This is a genomic window from Caballeronia sp. LZ033 (assembly GCF_031451265.1).
In the GTDB taxonomy this organism is placed as follows: Bacteria; Pseudomonadota; Gammaproteobacteria; order Burkholderiales; family Burkholderiaceae; genus Caballeronia.
The window spans coordinates 697,189-713,260 of the sequence record NZ_JARUXQ010000002.1; the positions used below are offsets into that span (position 1 = coordinate 697,189).

Here is a 16,072-nt window from a genome sequence, read left to right on the forward strand (position 1 = left end):
GATCACGCTCCCTTCACGACCTGGCGCTCGAACGCCGCATAGTGCGACGCGCCGAGCATCTCGGTGATCTGCGCGAGCGGCGCCATGTCCGGCACCATCGCAGCGGTGCTGCCTTCCTCTTTCAGGCGTTCCAGCAGCGTACGCTGCCAGCCGACGATGCCTTGAATGAGCGTGATCGGATAGAGCGACATGCCCAGTCCGGTCTGCGCCAGTTCGCGCTGCGGTTGCAACGGCCGGATGGTTTCAGCGACCGTGTGGATGACCGGGATGTTCACCGCCTCGGCCACTGCGCGGCACTCGTCCAGCGACGACAGCGACGGAACCATCACCGCATCGACGCCGAGCTCGGCCATGGCTTTCAGACGGCGGATCGCCTCGCTGACGCCGTGCAGCGCCACCGCATCCGTGCGTCCGATGACGAGGAAGTCCGGCGAACGGCGCGCGAGCAACGCGGCACGCAGCCGGCCGGCCATCTCGGCATCGTCGACGAGCGCCTTGCCTGACATCGCGCCGCAACGCTTCGGCGACATCTGGTCTTCGAGGTGCATCGCCGCCACGCCCGCGCGTTCGAGTGCGCGCACGGTTTCCGCGATGTTGGACACATCGCCGTAGCCGGTGTCCGCATCGGCGATCACCGGCAGATTCACCGCCGTGACGATCTGCGCAGCCTGCGCAATCATCTCCGACCCGCTGATGAGGCCGATGTCCGGCTTGCCGCGGCTCGCCGCCACGCAATAGCCCGACATGTACACGGCCTCGAAGCCCGCGGCTTCGATGAGCATCGCGCCGAGGGCGTCGTGCGTGCCCGGCACCGCCACCGCCTCGCGTCTCGCGAGCATGGCGCGCACGCGCGCCCCCTTGCTTGCATCCTGCGACAAAGAAGAACTCATATGACTGGCCTCACGACTTCGGCAGCGTCGCCACTGCCTGTTTGACCGCTTGCGAGTCGAACTGGTTGGCGGCGGGAATGAACTGGTTGGTGTACACGTCCTTCGGATCGAGCGGCCCCGCGAGCTGCTTGTTCGCCTTCAGGAAATCGACCATGGCGGCGGCCGATGCGGAAGGCGTCTCGCCCATCTTTTCGCCCGCGTCCGTCTTCAGGTAGTTCATGCGCATGTTGACGAGCGCCAGTGCCTGTTTCATCGCGGCCGCGTCCGAAAGACCCGTAGGCTTGCTGGCGGGAAACTCTTCCCAGTGCGCACGGATGGCGCCTTGCGGATCGGCCATCGTGATCTGCGTGCCCTGCACGACGCAGCGCAGCAGCTTTTCGATCACTTCAGGATGCGACCTGGTGTAGTCGTCGCGCACGAAATAGGCGCTGCCGAACGTGAGCTTCTCGGCGGAAGGCGACTTGAACACACGCAGCTTGAGGCCCATGTCTTCCGCCAGCGCAATCTGCGAATCCCAGGTTCCCCAGATATCGACCTTGCCGCTGCGCAGCGCCGTAATGGCTTGCGCGCCGGTGCCGGTCTCGACGAAGGTCACGTCCTTGTCCGGGTCGAGACCCGCCTCGGCGATCTGTCCTTTGATGATGTTGACGAGCACCGCCCCATAGGAAATCACGCCGATGGTCTTGCCCTTGAAGTCCTTGATGCTCTTGATCGGACTCGAATCAAGCACGACCGGAAACTGGAAGTTGTGGCGGATGTTCAGATAGACCGCCTTGATCGGCGCGCCCTTGGAGCGCGCGACGATCGCCGCGCCGGGCGCCATGTTGACGAACTGCGCCTGACCCGAGAGCACTGCCTGCATGCCGGCGGTCGAGTTGATCGGCTGGATGGTCACGTCGAGACCCTGCTTCTGCCAGCACTTGGTGTAGAGCGGGATGGACGTGTTGTTGGCCTGCGATGCATCGATGACCGTGGTGCCCACCGCCATCGTGATCTTCTGCATGTCCTGCGCGAGAGCGATGCCCGGCGCCGCGACGAGCGGGAGTGAAGCGGCGAGGGCGCACAGCGTCAGGCGGGCGCGGGTCGAACGGGTCATGATGCGTGTCTCCTTGCTTTTTATGAATGGGGCCGTGGTGTCTGTTAGCGGCCTTTGAATTGCGGCGTTCTGCGCTCACGAAATGCGCTGCGGCCTTCGACGAAATCCTCGGTGGAAAAGAGCAGGGTCTGGCCTTCGAGCTCGAGCGCGAGTGCGGCGTCCAGGGACTCGATGGGCTTGGCGAGCGCGGCCTTCGTCATCGCCACGGCGACGGGTGCGGCGTCGCAGAACGACTCGGCGAGCGCGAGGGCATCGGCGAGCAGCGCAGCGGGTTCGGCAAGCTGATCCACGAGGCCGAGCGTGGCCGCTTCCCGGGCATCGAGCACGCGGCTCGCGAACAGCACGCGCCGGGTCTGCGCCATGCCGATGCGGCGCGGCAGCGTCCACAGCAGACCGAAGTCCGCCATCAGGCCGAGCTTGCCGAACACGGCGCCGAACTTCGCCGTCTGGCTTGCGACGACGAAATCGCACGCCGCCGCGATCGACAGTCCCGCGCCGTGCGCCGCGCCGTTGACGGCGGCGATGACCGGCTTGTCGCCGGCCGCGATCAGGCGGATCAGCTGCTGGCCGCGCCTCATGCGCGCACGCACGTTGAGCGGATCGTGATCGCGCAGGCCGTCGAGATCGCCGCCCGCACAGAAGCTCGTACCGTTGCCCGTGACGACGATCGCGCGGCACGCTTCGTCCTGCTGCGCGGACTCGAGCGCCGCGATCAGGCCTTCACGCAGTTCGGCCGCGAGGGCATTGCGCTTGTCCGGCAGGTTCAACCGGATCAGCAGGACAGCGCCATGCCGTTCGCAGCGCACGGAAGCGCCTGTGTCGCTTGTGGTTTCGTCGCTCATGCCAATGTCTCCTCGTGCACGGGGCGAAGGTCCAGCGGCGCGCCGAGAAACGCGCCGCCGTCGATGCGCAGCAGTTGTCCGGTGATGAGGGCTGCCGCATCGCTCAGCAGGAACGCCACGAGTTCGGCAATCTCGCCGACGCTCGCATTGCGGCCGAGCGGCGTTGCGGCGCCGAGCGCCTGGCTTGCAGCGGCGCCATAGGACGCGACGAACGCTTCTGTTTCCACCGCCGCTGGAGCCACGCTGTTCACGCGAATGCCGCGTCCGCCCCATTCCAGCGCGAGCGCGCGCGTCAGTCCGGCCACGCCGCTGCGCGCCGCGACCGCATGCGCCAGCCCGAGACCACCGCGCTCGGCGGGACAGATCGACAGGTTGACGATTGCGCCGCCGCGCGGCATCGCGTCGTGCGCGGCGCGCGATGCGGCAAATACCGCATTGAGGTTGAGATCGACGACAGCCGCGAAGCCCTTGGGCGAGATCTGTTCGGCACGCGCGGCAAACTGGCCGCCTGCGTTGTTCACGAGGCCGTCCAGGCCGTGTTCGCCCGCGAAGGCGTGCAGCACGGAGCGCAGGGCCTCGGCGTCGCGCACGTCGCAGATGTCGTAAAGGAACGTACCGTCCGCGTTCGCGATCATGCGGCCGGTCTCGGCAAGGCCTTCGGCATGCCGGCCACAACCGCCGACCGTGGCGCCCAGCGCCGCGGCCCGGCACGCAATGGCGCGTCCTATGCCCGAGCCCGCTCCGGTCACATAAATGCGTTTGCCGCGCAGTGCGGACGGGGCGAGGACCGGCGCGGACGCATTCACGTGTCGAGCCCTTCGCGGACCACGCGCTTCGATTTGTGCGTGCTGCGCGGCAAGCTTCCGGCCGGCACGATATCGACGCTCGCGCGGACTTGCAGCTTCTCGCGGATCTCATGCGCGAGCCGTTCTGCCACGTCCGCGCCGAGTGGCGCGCCTTCCAGTTCGACGCGCAAGCGGAAGCCGGTCAGGAAGCCGGTGCGGGCATCGCATACGGACGGATCGAGCACGATCTGATACTCGCTGCTGAGTCCCTCGAAGCCGCGCACGATCTGCTCGACCGACGAGGGAAACACGTTGACGCCGCGGATGACCAGCATGTCGTCGGCACGGCCGCGCACGCCGCCGGGCAGACGCGCGTGCGTCCGTCCGCATGCGCAGCGGCTGCTGTCGCGCACGACGACATCGCCGGTCCACCAGCGCACGAGCGGACCCGCCTGCTTGTCCAGATGCGTCAGCACCAACACGCCCGGCGTGCCGTCGGCAACCGGTTGACCCTCGTCATCGACGATTTCCGCGTACGCGAAGTCTTCCGCGAGATGCGGGCCGCTCTGTACATGGCAGTCCTGGCCGATGGTCTGGAATTCGAGGCTGCCGTACGCATCGAAACATTTCGCGTTCCATTCGGCTTCGAGACGCTCGCGCGTGGCCGGCACGCTCGCGCCGGTCTCGCCGCCGAGCATGATGTGCCGGACCGGAGACTCGCGTGCGTCGAGGCCCATCGAACGCGCGGTCTGGGCCAGATGCGCGACGAAGGAAGGCGTCGCGGTAATCACGCTGACGCCGTATTCGAAGATCGAGCGGATCTGTCTTTCGGAGTCGGCGCTGCCGCCGGGAATGCAGGTCGCGCCGAGCTTCTGGTAGCCCGCTGTCGCTCCAAGGCCGCCGACGAACCATGCATAGCCGAACAGGCACTGGTAGACGTCGCCGGGCCGCACGCCCTGCGCATGGGCATAGCGTGCGTACAGGCCTGCCCAGCGATCCAGGTCGGCTTCGGTCCAGTATTGCGGTGCGGGCGCGCCGCTGGTGCCCGAGGAAAAGTGGATGCGCCGCACGTCGGCGGGCGCGGCGGCCTGGAACTCGCCATAAGGCGGCACGCGGCCGATCGAATCCACATAGTCACGCTTGCGGGTGAACGGCAGCGCGCGCAAATCGTCGAGGCTCGTCAGCTGCGCCGCGCGAAAGCCGTGTTCCGCGAACAGGCGACGGTAGTACACACTGTGCTCGCCGACGTAGTCGAGCTGCTCGCGCAGGCGCCCGAGCTGATAGGCGCCGATTGCTTCACGCGTCCAGGTCTCGCAGGCGTCGCGCGGCGTATCCGTCGGCGTGAGCGTGTCAGCCTGCATACGTCGCTCCCAGTCCGCGCACGCAGAATGCGGCCACGCTGTCGGCGGTGGCATTGCGCTCCGCGACGGTTTCGGTGCGGCGCGGGCGATACCAGATCGTCGTCCAGTTGAGCGCGCCGAGCAGCGCCTTCACGACGACGTGCGTGTCCTGCTGCGGCAACGACCCCGCCGCCATCGCCTCTTCGATCGCGCCGACGAACAAGGCCTGATACCGGTCGCGCATGGCCAGGAACTCCTTGAGCACCTTGCGCTGCGCCGGCGTGGTCTGGCCGTGCAGATGCATGTCGAGACCCTGCACGACCACGCACTGGAACTCGATGTTGCTCATGATGATCAGCACGTGCGCGCGGGACATCGCGGCAATGCGGGCGATGGGATCGGCGACGCCTTCCGCCGCCGTGGCGACCGCGTTCGTGACCATCTGCATGGCCGCGCCGTGCACCTGGAAGAACAGGTCGGCCTTGCTCTTGAAGTGGTGATAAATGCGGCCCTTGGTGCAGCCGAGCACCTCGGCGACATCGTCGATGCTGGTGGCGGCGTAGCCCTTGAGCATGAACGCGCTCGCCGCCGCGTGCAGGATCTGGGCGACGCTGCTGCTGTCGTCGTCGGCGGACTTCGATGCTTTCGGCTGAGCCGCGCGGCTGCGCGCCGGGCGGGATTCGACTTCGACCGTCATGCGGATTCTCCTGTTGCCTGAGCACGGATCGCGCGCGCGATGAGCAGGCGCTGGATCTCGGAAGTGCCCTCGTAGATTTCAGTGACACGCTGGTCGCGGTACAGACGTTCCACCGGATTCGGCTTCACGTAACCCGCGCCGCCGAAGATCTGCAGCGCGGCATCGATCACGTCGTGACTCGTTTCGCTCGCGATCAGCTTGGCCTGGGCGGCCAGCACGGAAACGTCGAGGCCGTTGTCATGGGCGCGCGCCGCTTCGTAGGTGAGGGCGCGGGCTGCGGACAGGCGGGCCGCGAGATCGGCGAGATTGAAACCGAGCGCCTGATGATCGATCAGCAACTGACCGAACGTGCGCCGCTTCGCAGCATACTCCACAGCCAGGCGGAAAGCGGCCAGCGCCATGCCGCAAGCCTGCGCGGCCACGCCGATGCGGCCCACATCGAGCGAGCCGAACGCCATGCGCAGGCCATCGCCTGGCGGCGCGAGCATGCGCGCCTGTGCGACCCAGGTATCGAGTTCGATCGTCGCGGTGCGGGTGCCGCGCATGCCCATCTTGTCTTCGAGCTGGCTGTCGTCGACGCCGGGCGCCTTTGCATCGACGAGAAACGCGGCGATGCCGTGCTTGCCCGCGCCCGCCTGGGTCTGCGCGAACACGACATACCAGTGCGCGGCGCCGCCGCCGCCGATCCAGCACTTCTCGCCGCGAATGCGCCAGCCGCCGTCTTCAGGCGTCGCGAGGGTCTGCATCGACGCGGGATCGGAGCCCGCGTGGCGTTCGCTCAACGCAAACGAAATGGCTTCGCCGCGCTCAATGAGGCCGCGCAGCAGTTCGCTCTTGAGCGCCTCGTCGCGCAGCAACAGGAGCGGCGCCGCGCCGAGCTGAATGGTGGCGACGATGCCGCTCGTCGAAGCACAGGTCTGCGCGATCTCTTCCACCACCGCGCAATACGCGACCAGGCTCGCGCCGCCGCCGCCGTGGCGCGCGGGCAGCACCATGCTGGCGATGCCGCTGTCGCGCAGGCGCTGCACGGTCTCGAGCGGATAGCGCTGACTCGCATCGATCTCGGCCGCAAGCGGTGCGAAGTACGTGGCGGACAACTCAGCGGCAAGATCGCGCCAATGCGCTTCCGCAGCGTTCAACTGCGGCTGCCACACGACTTCACGCGTCGGACGGATGCCGCGCGTGGCGCCGTTTGCGGGCTCTTCATGCGCCCTCTCTTCACTCTCTGCTGCAACGGCTGCGCGTTCGGAAATATTCATTCGCCAGGACCCTGCCAGGTTCGAAACGGTTGACCCAAAAAAATACTGTGTAGTATGCTCGGTCAACGCATCATACTAACGAGTATGTTTTCGGTCAACAGCGCGCAGGGCAGGGAAAGCCCGCCCCGGAGGCTGCAAACCGATCAACAGGAGACACGCGATGCACGCACAGGAAACGGCTGCACAGCCGCTCAGGGTGTTCTGGGCGCCGGGTTGTTCAAGCTGTCTGCGTACCAAGGAGTTTCTGACGCGGCATGGCATCGCGTTCGAATCGGTGAACGTGGCGGCGCAGGCGGGCGCGATGGAGGAGTTGCGCAGTCTCGGCGCCCGCAGCGTGCCGGTGCTCGCGATCGGGACGCGCTATGTGTACTGCCAGTCGCTTGCGGACATCAAGACCTTCCTCGAACTCGATATCCCCGACGACACGCGGCTGACGCCCGCCACGCTGGCGGAGCGGGTCAACCTCACCATCATGAAGGCGCTTGGCTTCGTGAAGCAGTTGCCGGACGACGTGCTCGACGGTCCGTTCCGCAACAGCTGGGCGCCGCCGCGCGGGCTGGCTCATCACGTATTCCGCGTGGTCGAGGCGTATCTCGAAGCGGTCGAGGAACAGCGCGAACTCACCTACGAAATGACGATGCGCGGCACGCATGAAGTGGTGCCGGGCCAGGACGTACTGACCTACGGGGAAGCGGTGCTCGCGCGCTTCAACCGCTGGTGGCAGATGCATCGCGACGACGACTTCTCTGCCATGCAGCCCACCTACTGGGGCGAGCAATCCCTGCACGAAGTGCTCGAGCGCACAACCTGGCATGCGATGCAGCACGCGCGGCAACTGACGGTCGTAATCGAGGCGCAAGGCCATGCGGTCCGCGAGCCGTTCACGCCCGCCGACCTCGCCGGCCTGCCGCTGCCCGAAAAAGCGTGGGACGACGACAAATAATGCTCTCAACAACGGAGACGACGTGAACCTGATCGACAAGGTAGTGGCGGTAACGGGGGCGGGACGCGGCATTGGCCGGGAGATTGCGCTGCTGTGCGCGCGCGAGGGCGCGGCGGTGGTCGTGAACGACTATGGCGGTGCGGACGGCAACGAGCCGAATCCTGGTGCGGAGGTGGTCGAGGAGATCGTAAAGGCCGGCGGGCGCGCGGTGTCGAATGCGGCCAGCATCGCCGACGAGCAGGGCGCGACGTCCATCGTCGAGGATGCGGTGCAGCACTTCGGCCGCATCGATGCCGTGGTCAACAACGCCGGCATTCTGCGCGACCGCATGTTCCACAAGATGAGCCGTGCCGAATGGCGCGACGTCGTCGATGTGCATCTGAACGGCTATTTCTACGTATCGAAAGCGGCGGCCGTTCATTTCAAGGAGCAGGGCAGCGGCGCGTTCGTTCATTTCACGTCGACGTCAGGGCTGGTCGGCAACCTGGGCCAGGCGAACTATGCGGCGGCGAAGATGGGTATCGTCGGCCTGTCGACATCGATTGCGCTGGACATGCAGCGCTACAACGTGCGTTCCAACTGCATCGCGCCGTTCGCGTGGAGCCGCATGACGGCATCGATCCCGGCGGAAACCGAAGCGGACAAGGCGCGCGTGGAGCGGCTCAAGACCATGTCCGCCGACAAGGTGGCGCCGCTTGCCGCGTTCCTGTGCTCCGACCTGGCGAAGGACGTCAGCGGGCAGGTGTTCTGCGCGCGCAAGAACGAAATCTTCCTGTTTTCCCTGCCGCGTCCGGTGCGTTCGATGCAGCGTGCCGAAGGCTGGAGTGTCGATACGCTCGCCTCGGATCTGCTGCCCGCGTTCCGCCCGACCTTGCAGCCCTTGCAGCGCTCATCGGATGTGTTCGCGTGGGATCCGGCATGAACGCCGCGTTCGAACCCGCGCGCCTCGTGGCAGCGCCGCCGCGCGAGACCGTCGCGACGCATGATGTGCGCGATGTGATGCTGTATGCGCTGGGCATCGGTGTCGGCAGCGATGCGGCGACTTCGGCTTCCACCTTGCGATACGTCTACGAAGACCGGCTGCAGGTCTGCCCGACGATGGCAGTGGTGCTCGCATGGCCCGGCTTCTGGTTGAAGGAACCGCAATACGGCGTGAACTGGCGCAAGGTGCTGCACGCGGAGCAGTCGCTGGAAGTGTTCGCGCCCTTGCCTTGCGAAGGCAGCATCCGAAGCGTGCTGAGGGTCGAGCGCATCGTCGACAAGGGCGCCGACAAGGGCGCGCTGCTGTACTCGCGGCGCGACCTGTATGCGAGCGAGAGCGGCCAGTTGCTCGCGACCGAGCGTCGCGCCACTTTTCTGCGTGGCGACGGCGGACGCGGCTCGGCGGGCCCGCATGACGATGCGGCGCCAACGCCGCACGCGCTGCCGGAACGCGCGCCGGACAAGTCGGTCGCGCTTGCCACCCGGGACGATCAGGCGTTGCTGTACCGGCTGAGCGGCGATCGCAATCCGCTGCATATCGATCCGCATATCGCCGAATCGGCGGGCTTTGCGCGGCCCATCCTGCACGGCCTGTGCACCTACGGCGTGGCGGCGCGCGCGCTGACCGACGCCTTGTGCGACGGCGACGCCGTCCGCTTCTCGCGCATGGACTGCCGCTTCTCGAAGCCGGTCTATCCGGGCGAGACGATCGTCACCGACATCTGGGTCACTGGCGCGGGCGAGGCGTCGTTCGTCGCGCGCGTCGCGGAACGCGATGCGGTCGTCCTCGGCAATGGCCGCTTTCAATGGCATTGAAGCCTTCAACCTGACGGATACAGCAATGATTGGAATCTTGGCTTGCGGCGCGTATGTTCCGCGTCTGCGCCTGCAACGCGCGTCGGTGAGCGCGGCGCACGCGTGGTTCGCGCCGGCATTGAAGGCGCATGGCAAAGGCGAGCGGGCGATGGCGAACTGGGACGAAGACGCGCTCACGCTCGCGGTGGAAGCCGCGCGCGACGCCGCCGCCGAAGCGGCGCGCGGGGAAATCGGCACGTTGATGCTCGCCTCGACGAGTCTGCCGTTCGCGGACCGTCAGAATGCCGGCATCGTGAAGGAAGCACTCAATCTCGCCGACGACGTGTTCACCCAGGACATCACCGGCAGCCAGAAAGCGGGCACGGGCGCGCTGATCCAGGCATTGCGCGGGGTAGCCTCGGCCGATGCCGCGCACACGCTCTGCATCGCATCCGAGCGCGCGGCCGCGAAGCCTGCCTCGGAGGCGGAACTGATCAACGGCGATGCCGCCGCCGCGTTCGTGCTGGGTCGCGGCGAAGCGATTGCGCGCTTCATCGGCAGCCATTCGGTCTCGGTCGATTTCGTCGATCATTTCCGCGGCAGCGACGCCAGTTTCGACTACGGCTGGGAAGCGCGCTGGGTCCGCGATGAAGGCTACGGCCGCATTGCCGGCGACGCGCTGACGCAGGCGCTCGCGAAGTTCGGCCTGGCCGGCGAGGACGTGCATCGGCTGATCGTGCCGATTCCGGTGCGTGGCGTCGCCGAAGCGCTGGCGCGGACCTGCGGCGTGCCGGCGAGCGCCATCGTGGACACGCTCGGCGCCACGCTCGGTCATGCCGGCTGCGCGCAGCCGCTCGTGCTGCTGGCGCATGCGCTCGAACGCGCGCAGCCGGGTGAGCGGATCGTGCTGCTCGGCTTCGGCCAGGGCGCGGACGTGCTGATCTTCGAGACCACGCCCGCCATCGCCGCCCAGACGAACGCGACGAAGCGCGGCGTGTCGGGCTGGCTCGCGCGCGGCAAGCCCGAAGCGAACTACCTCAAGTATCTGTTCTTCACGGGCGGCATCGGGCTGGATACCGGCATGCGCGCCGAGTTCGAGCAGAAGCAGCCGCTCACCGCGCTGTATCGCAACCGGTCGGCGGTGCTCGGCCTGGTCGGCGGGCGCGATCCGGAAAGCGGCGCGGTGCAGTACCCGCCGACCGGCATCGCCGTGGGATCGCACGATGCGCGCAGCGCGACGCTCGAACCTTATCCGCTCGCCGAACGCACCGCGCGCGTGCTGACCTTCACGGCGGACCGGCTGGCCTTCACGCCGGATCCACCGGGCTGCTACGGCATGGTCGAGTTTGACGGCGGCGGCCGCATGCTGGCGGAGTTCACGGACGCCGATGCGGATCAGATTGAAGTCGGCCGGGCCATGCGCATGAGCTTTCGAATCAAGTCCGTCGATGAGCGGCGCGGCTTCGTCAAATATTTCTGGAAGGCGATGCCCGCCTGACAAGGAGCGAATCAACATGCCCAAAGGCATTCGGGACAAGGTAGCGATACTCGGCATGGGCTGCGCGCGCTTCGGCGAGCGCTGGAACGACGAGGCCGACGATCTCATGGTCGAGGCCTACACGGAGGCGCTCGCCGATGCGGGCGTCGAGACCGCGCAGATCGACGCGGCGTGGCTGTCGGTGGGCTTCGACGCGATGAACATCGGGCCGTCGGGCATTCCGCTCGCCATGGCGCTGCGGCTGCACGACATTGCGGTCACGAAAGTGGAGAACTACTGTGCGTCGGGCACCGAGGCCTTTCGCGGCGCGGTCTATGCGGTCGCTTCGGGCGCGGCCGACATCGCGCTCGCGCTTGGGGTCGAGAAGCTGAAGGACACGGGCTACGGCGGCCTGCCGGTGCGCACGCGCGGCACCACGTTCGACATGATCGGCGTGGTGGGTTCGGCGCCCGGCAACTTCGCCCAGCTTGCCGGCGCCTATCGCGCGCGGCATGGCGTCTCGCGTGACGATCTCAAACGCGCCATGGCGCACGTCTCGGTCAAGAGCCATGCGAACGGCGTCAACAATCCGAAGGCGCATCTGCGCCGTGCCGTGGACATGGACACCGTGCTGAACGCGCCGATGGTCGCCGAGCCGCTCGGCCTGTACGACTGCTGCGGCGTGTCGGATGGCGCGGCCTGCGCGATCGTCACGACGCCGGAGATCGCCCGCGCGCTCGGCAAGGGCGGCGAGCTCGTGACGGTGAAGGCGCTGCAACTCGCGGTATCGAACGGCTGGGAACTGCAGGGCGCGGGCTGGGACGGCAGCTATTTCCATACCACACGTATTGCCGCGCAACGCGCCTACGACGAAGCGGGTATCACGAAGCCGCGCGAGCAACTGAGCCTGATGGAAGTCCACGACTGCTTCTCCGTCACCGAACTCGTGACGATGGAAGATCTGCACGTGAGCGAGCCCGGCGAAGGCTGGCGCGACGTGCTCGACGGCCGCTTCGACGCGGACGGCGCCAATCCATGCCAGATCGACGGCGGGCTGAAGTGCTTCGGGCATCCGATCGGCGCATCGGGACTGCGCATGATCTACGAGAACTATCTGCAATTGCTGGGCCGCGCCGGCAAGCGGCAGGTGCGCAAGCCGCCGGTGCTCGCGCTGTCGCACAACCTCGGCGGCATGCCGAACCAGAACGTCAGTGCGGTCGCGATTGTCGGCGTGGCCGGAGCCTGACGATGCTCGACCGCGAAACCCTCGAACAACTGAAAGACTCCGTGCGCCGTTACGTGCGCGAGAAGCTGGTGCCGCTGGAGCAGCAGGTCGCTGAAGAAGACCGCATTCCGCCTGGCATCCTCGACGACTTTCGCCAGATGGGCCTGTTCGGACTCTCGACGCCCGAAGCGTACGGCGGCCTCGGGCTCGTCTGCGCGGAAGAGATCGAGATCATCATCGAGCTGACGTGGGCCTCGGCGGCCTTCCGCTCGGCGGTGGGCATCAATCTCGGGCTCGGCTCGCAAGGCATCCTGATGGACGGCACCGAGGCGCAGAAGGATCACTGGCTGCCGAAGATCGCGAGCGGCGAAGTCATCACGAGCTTCTGCCTCACCGAACCCGATTCGGGCTCGGACAGCGCGGCGCTGCGCACGCGCGCGGTGCTCGACGGCGACAGCTGGGTCATCGACGGCAGCAAGCGCTACATCACGAATGCGCCGGTCGCGGGGCTGTTCCTCGTCATGGCCCGCACGCATCCGGAACGGCTGCCGAAGAACGGGCACGTCACCGCGTTCCTCGTGCCGGCGGATACGCCGGGCGTGACCGTTGGCCCGAAGGACAAGAAGATGGGTCAGGCGGGCGCCTGGTCGGCGGACGTGTACTTCGAAAACGTGCGGGTGCCGCGGAGCGCGATCATCGGCGGCGAACCTGGCCGGGGATTCGTGACGGCCATGAAGTCGCTCGATCGCGGCCGCATCAATGTTGCCTCGGTGTGTGTCGGCCAGGCGCGGCGCATTCTTCACGAGGCCACGCAGTATGCGGTCGGACGGACGCAGTTCGGCGAGCCGCTCGCCAGCTTCCAGCTGATCCAGGCCATGCTCGCCGACAGCCAGACCGATCTCTACGCTGCCGAATGCATGCTGCGCGACGTCGCCCGCCGGTATGACGCGGGCGAGCGTGTCTCGCTCGAAGCGTCGTGCTGCAAGCTGTTCTGCTCGGAGATGGTCGGCCGCATCGCGGATCGCGCCGTGCAGATTCACGGCGGCGCGGGCTACATGCGCGACAGCGCCGTGGAGCGCTTCTACCGCGACGTGCGGCTGTTCCGCATCTACGAAGGCACGACGCAGATTCAGCAGATCATCATCGGCAGGGAACTCGCCCGGCGTGCCGCGGCGTCATGACTTCATAAAAACAGGGAAACGGCGGAAATGGATCTCGGACTCAGGGACAAGGTGGCGATCGTCACCGGAGGGGCGCGCGGCATCGGCGCGGCAATCGGCGAGCGTCTGGCGATGGAAGGCGCGCGCGTCGCGGTGGTCGATCGCGATGGAGCCGGCGCGCGGGCACAAGCGGACAAGCTTCAGACGATGGGCGTGGAGGCGCGCGCGTATGCCGTCGATGTCACCGACGAAGCATCGGTCAACGACATGGTCGAGGCGGTGGCGGACACATGGGGCAGCGTGCACCTGCTCGTGAACAATGCGGGATTCACCCGCGACATGCGCATCACGAAGATGGGCGTCGGCGACTGGGACAGCGTTGTCGATGTCATCCTGAAGGGCGCCTTCCTGTGTACGCGCGCCGTGTTGCCGCACATGACGGCGGAAGGCCAGCGGTGGGGACGCATCGTCAATATCTCGTCGCGTGCGCATCTGGGCAATCCGGGGCAGGCGAACTACTCGGCGGCCAAGGCGGGACTGATCGGCTTCACGCGGGCGATGTCGCTGGAGAACGGGCGCTTTGGCGTGACCGTGAATGCGATCGCGCCGGGCATCATCGACACGCAGGCGGTGCGCGATCTGCCTCACTACGACAAGGTGCGCGAAGCCGCCGAGAAGACCACGCCGGTGCCGCGCATGGGCAACCCGTCCGATGTCGCGGATGCGGTGGCATTCCTGCTGTCCGAACGCGCGAGCTATGTAAGCGGCGATCTCCTGCACGTCTCCGGCGGCCGATACTGAGACTCGGGCGTCAGGCGGGGCCGAAGCGCGCGGCCCCGCGCGTCATGACCTTCACGTTGCGTTCGAGGGCAAACACGTCGAAAGAGAGGTGATCGCCTTCAACGCAGGTACGGCTGGATGCTTCGATGCGCAGCGTGTCCCCTGGAAACACGGGCGCGCTGAAACGCGCTTCCATTTCGCGGAGTTCGACGGCGCGCCGTTCGAGCGCGCGCAACAGCATGTAGCCCGCGATGCCGAAGCTCGCCATGCCATGCAGGATGGGTTGCGCGAATCCTGCCGCGCGGGCGATGGCGGGATCGGCATGCAGGCCGTTCATGTCGCCGTTCAGGCGAAACAGAAGCGCGGTTTGCGGCGGCACGGTGTAGTCGAATGCATGACGGCTTGCGGCTTTACGCTCGTCGCGTTGCGCTGCCTCACGCACGCGAGGAGTGGAGTCGAATCCTCCATGGGTGCGCAGGATCGAAGTCATGTCGAGCGTGGCGATGGGCGCGCCATCGTCGGCATCGAACAACTTGCGTCTCGTCACGACGCGCGCACCGCGCTCGCGGCCGAGATCCTCCACGGTCACCACACGGCTTTCGCTGCGCACATGTGCAGCGGTTGCCAGCGGACGATGAAGCTCGATGCGCTGCGCACCATGCAGCATGCCGGGCCAGTCGAGCCCGAGACGCGGATCGCCGAGCCAGGGGCCCGGATCGGCGAGGACGGTGGCGAAGGCCGGCAATACAGCGAGGCCTTCTTCATACACGTAAGCGAGTTGTGCCGGGTCCAGCGGCGCCTGACCGATGCCCAGTGACAGCGCGTAGAACATGACGTCACGGGCGGTGTAGCGCTGCGAGAGGGCGTCGATCGGCCAGTTCAGCAGTTGCGCCGGACCCAGCGGCGCGTGTGCAGGCATGCTTCAGGCGGCGAGCGCGAGCGCCGCTTCTTCGGCGACGCGTCCGCTCGGATTGCCGAGCAGCGTGGTGCGATACATCATGCGCGGCTGCGTCTGGTCGTAGTCGGATAGCGCGATATGCATGGCGCTGCGGTTGTCCCACATCATCAGATCGCCGACCTGCCAGCGGTGCCGATAGACATTCTCCGGCTGCACGCTGTGCTGATACAAGTATTCGAGCAATGGACGGCTTTCGGCGCGCGTCATGTCCTCGAAGGAAACCGTCGTCATCTCGCTCACGTAGAGCGCCTTGTGACCTGCTTCGTCGTGCACGCGCGCGACCGGCTGAAACACGGGCGGGTTGCGCCGGCGAATGTCGGCGAGATCTTCCGGCGTGCGGTTCGCCCGCGTCTCGCGCGCGATGGTCATGTCATGCAGCGCCCAGCGGCCGTCGAGCATCGACTGAAGGCCAGGCGAAAGCGTCTCCCACGCCCGCACCATGTTGCAGAACATGGTGTCGCCGCCGACCGGCGGCAGCACCGAGCAATACAGCAGCGAACCCTTGGCGGGACGCGTGGTGGTCGACAGATCGGAGTGCCATTGCCGGCCCACCGCAAGCCGCTTGCCGCCCGCTTCGTGATTGGTCACCAGCAGGATTTCCGGATGCTCCGGATGCCGGAAGCGCGGAATGGAAGCGTGATCGTCGAGCGCGCCGAAGCGGCGGCTGAACGCAACATGCTGCGCATGATCTAGCGACTGGCCGCGAAACAGCAGGATCGTATGACGATGCCAGGCGTCGCGTAACGCGGCGATGGTGTCGTCGTCGATCGCTGTGCGCAGATCGAGCCCGACCACTTCCGCGCCGATCGCCGACGCAAGAGGTTTCAACGTGAACGTCATGATG

The 16,072-nt window shown here is 66.8% G+C and carries 16 protein-coding genes; 7 read left to right on the forward strand and 9 right to left on the reverse strand.

Annotation, left to right across the window (positions count from 1 at the left end; all coding sequences use genetic code 11):
- Nucleotides 1-2 precede the first annotated feature (2 nt).
- The 7 genes from QCE62_RS18695 to QCE62_RS18725 are packed head-to-tail and all read right to left on the reverse strand — an operon-like array spanning nt 3 to nt 6,909.
- The gene (locus tag QCE62_RS18695) at nt 3-890 is read right to left on the reverse strand and encodes an oxaloacetate decarboxylase (RefSeq protein ID WP_309921525.1); all 888 of its coding nucleotides are present in this window, start codon (nt 888-890) and stop codon (nt 3-5) included.
- Nucleotides 891-900: 10 nt separating this feature from the next.
- Complete coding sequence (locus QCE62_RS18700; RefSeq protein ID WP_309921530.1) at nt 901-1,986, reverse strand: ABC transporter substrate-binding protein; 1,086 nt, start codon at nt 1,984-1,986, stop codon at nt 901-903.
- A 44-nt stretch (nt 1,987-2,030) separates the two neighbouring features.
- Nucleotides 2,031-2,828: an enoyl-CoA hydratase-related protein gene (locus QCE62_RS18705; RefSeq protein WP_309921533.1), complete on the reverse strand. Its 798-nt coding sequence runs from the start codon at nt 2,826-2,828 to the stop codon at nt 2,031-2,033.
- Nucleotides 2,825-3,634, reverse strand: a complete 810-nt coding sequence (locus tag QCE62_RS18710) for an SDR family oxidoreductase (protein WP_309921535.1) — start codon at nt 3,632-3,634, stop codon at nt 2,825-2,827. Before QCE62_RS18710 ends, QCE62_RS18705 begins: the two co-directional genes overlap by 4 nt.
- Complete coding sequence (locus QCE62_RS18715; RefSeq protein ID WP_309921538.1) at nt 3,631-4,974, reverse strand: AMP-binding protein; 1,344 nt, start codon at nt 4,972-4,974, stop codon at nt 3,631-3,633. The genes QCE62_RS18710 and QCE62_RS18715 overlap by 4 nt, the downstream gene beginning before the upstream one ends.
- Nucleotides 4,964-5,650 carry a TetR/AcrR family transcriptional regulator gene (locus QCE62_RS18720; protein WP_309813904.1) on the reverse strand — a complete coding sequence of 229 codons (687 nt, stop codon included), beginning with the start codon at nt 5,648-5,650 and terminating at the stop codon, nt 4,964-4,966. Before QCE62_RS18720 ends, QCE62_RS18715 begins: the two co-directional genes overlap by 11 nt.
- Nucleotides 5,647-6,909: an acyl-CoA dehydrogenase family protein gene (locus tag QCE62_RS18725; RefSeq protein WP_309921541.1), complete on the reverse strand. Its 1,263-nt coding sequence runs from the start codon at nt 6,907-6,909 to the stop codon at nt 5,647-5,649. Before QCE62_RS18725 ends, QCE62_RS18720 begins: the two co-directional genes overlap by 4 nt.
- Before the next feature lie 160 nt (nt 6,910-7,069).
- Between QCE62_RS18725 and QCE62_RS18730 the strand changes: the two genes are divergently transcribed.
- Genes QCE62_RS18730 through fabG form a run of 7 tightly spaced genes read left to right on the forward strand, consistent with a single transcriptional unit; the run spans nt 7,070 to nt 14,291 of the window.
- Nucleotides 7,070-7,852, forward strand: coding sequence for a glutaredoxin domain-containing protein (locus QCE62_RS18730; protein WP_309921546.1), 783 nt, complete (start codon nt 7,070-7,072; stop codon nt 7,850-7,852).
- Nucleotides 7,853-7,874: 22 nt separating this feature from the next.
- Nucleotides 7,875-8,774, forward strand: a complete 900-nt coding sequence (locus QCE62_RS18735) for an SDR family NAD(P)-dependent oxidoreductase (protein ID WP_409017877.1) — start codon at nt 7,875-7,877, stop codon at nt 8,772-8,774.
- Entirely contained in the window at nt 8,771-9,649 is an 879-nt protein-coding gene (locus QCE62_RS18740; protein ID WP_309921547.1) for a MaoC/PaaZ C-terminal domain-containing protein, read from the forward strand. The genes QCE62_RS18735 and QCE62_RS18740 overlap by 4 nt, the downstream gene beginning before the upstream one ends.
- Before the next feature lie 25 nt (nt 9,650-9,674).
- Nucleotides 9,675-11,126 (forward strand): OB-fold domain-containing protein, encoded by a 1,452-nt coding sequence (locus tag QCE62_RS18745; protein WP_309921551.1) that lies wholly within the window; start codon nt 9,675-9,677, stop codon nt 11,124-11,126.
- A gap of 16 nt (nt 11,127-11,142) precedes the next feature.
- Complete coding sequence (locus QCE62_RS18750; protein ID WP_309921554.1) at nt 11,143-12,351, forward strand: acetyl-CoA acetyltransferase; 1,209 nt, start codon at nt 11,143-11,145, stop codon at nt 12,349-12,351.
- 2 nt (nt 12,352-12,353) lie between these two features.
- Nucleotides 12,354-13,511, forward strand: a complete 1,158-nt coding sequence (locus tag QCE62_RS18755) for an acyl-CoA dehydrogenase family protein (RefSeq protein WP_309921557.1) — start codon at nt 12,354-12,356, stop codon at nt 13,509-13,511.
- Nucleotides 13,512-13,538: 27 nt separating this feature from the next.
- Nucleotides 13,539-14,291 carry a 3-oxoacyl-ACP reductase FabG gene (gene fabG, locus QCE62_RS18760; RefSeq protein WP_309921560.1) on the forward strand — a complete coding sequence of 251 codons (753 nt, stop codon included), beginning with the start codon at nt 13,539-13,541 and terminating at the stop codon, nt 14,289-14,291.
- Nucleotides 14,292-14,301: 10 nt separating this feature from the next.
- Here the strand turns inward: fabG and QCE62_RS18765 are convergent, their stop codons facing one another.
- Complete coding sequence (locus QCE62_RS18765) at nt 14,302-15,189, reverse strand: MaoC/PaaZ C-terminal domain-containing protein (RefSeq protein WP_309921563.1); 888 nt, start codon at nt 15,187-15,189, stop codon at nt 14,302-14,304.
- 3 nt (nt 15,190-15,192) lie between these two features.
- Entirely contained in the window at nt 15,193-16,068 is an 876-nt protein-coding gene (locus QCE62_RS18770; protein ID WP_309921566.1) for a TauD/TfdA family dioxygenase, read from the reverse strand.
- Nucleotides 16,069-16,072: the final 4 nt, after the last annotated feature.

Bases quoted from the DNA above. Each gene is read 5' to 3' on its own strand.
- QCE62_RS18695 (WP_309921525.1), bottom strand. From the start codon at position 890: ATGAGTTCTTCTTTGTCGCAGGATGCAAGCAAGGGGGCGCGCGTGCGC.
- QCE62_RS18700 (WP_309921530.1), bottom strand. From the start codon at position 1,986: ATGACCCGTTCGACCCGCGCCCGCCTGACGCTGTGCGCCCTCGCCGCT.
- QCE62_RS18705 (WP_309921533.1), bottom strand. From the start codon at position 2,828: ATGAGCGACGAAACCACAAGCGACACAGGCGCTTCCGTGCGCTGCGAA.
- QCE62_RS18715 (WP_309921538.1), bottom strand. From the start codon at position 4,974: ATGCAGGCTGACACGCTCACGCCGACGGATACGCCGCGCGACGCCTGC.
- QCE62_RS18720 (WP_309813904.1), bottom strand. From the start codon at position 5,650: ATGACGGTCGAAGTCGAATCCCGCCCGGCGCGCAGCCGCGCGGCTCAG.
- QCE62_RS18725 (WP_309921541.1), bottom strand. From the start codon at position 6,909: ATGAATATTTCCGAACGCGCAGCCGTTGCAGCAGAGAGTGAAGAGAGG.
- QCE62_RS18730 (WP_309921546.1), top strand. From the start codon at position 7,070: ATGCACGCACAGGAAACGGCTGCACAGCCGCTCAGGGTGTTCTGGGCG.
- QCE62_RS18740 (WP_309921547.1), top strand. From the start codon at position 8,771: ATGAACGCCGCGTTCGAACCCGCGCGCCTCGTGGCAGCGCCGCCGCGC.
- QCE62_RS18745 (WP_309921551.1), top strand. From the start codon at position 9,675: ATGATTGGAATCTTGGCTTGCGGCGCGTATGTTCCGCGTCTGCGCCTG.
- QCE62_RS18750 (WP_309921554.1), top strand. From the start codon at position 11,143: ATGCCCAAAGGCATTCGGGACAAGGTAGCGATACTCGGCATGGGCTGC.
- QCE62_RS18755 (WP_309921557.1), top strand. From the start codon at position 12,354: ATGCTCGACCGCGAAACCCTCGAACAACTGAAAGACTCCGTGCGCCGT.
- fabG (WP_309921560.1), top strand. From the start codon at position 13,539: ATGGATCTCGGACTCAGGGACAAGGTGGCGATCGTCACCGGAGGGGCG.
- QCE62_RS18765 (WP_309921563.1), bottom strand. From the start codon at position 15,189: ATGCCTGCACACGCGCCGCTGGGTCCGGCGCAACTGCTGAACTGGCCG.
- QCE62_RS18770 (WP_309921566.1), bottom strand. From the start codon at position 16,068: ATGACGTTCACGTTGAAACCTCTTGCGTCGGCGATCGGCGCGGAAGTG.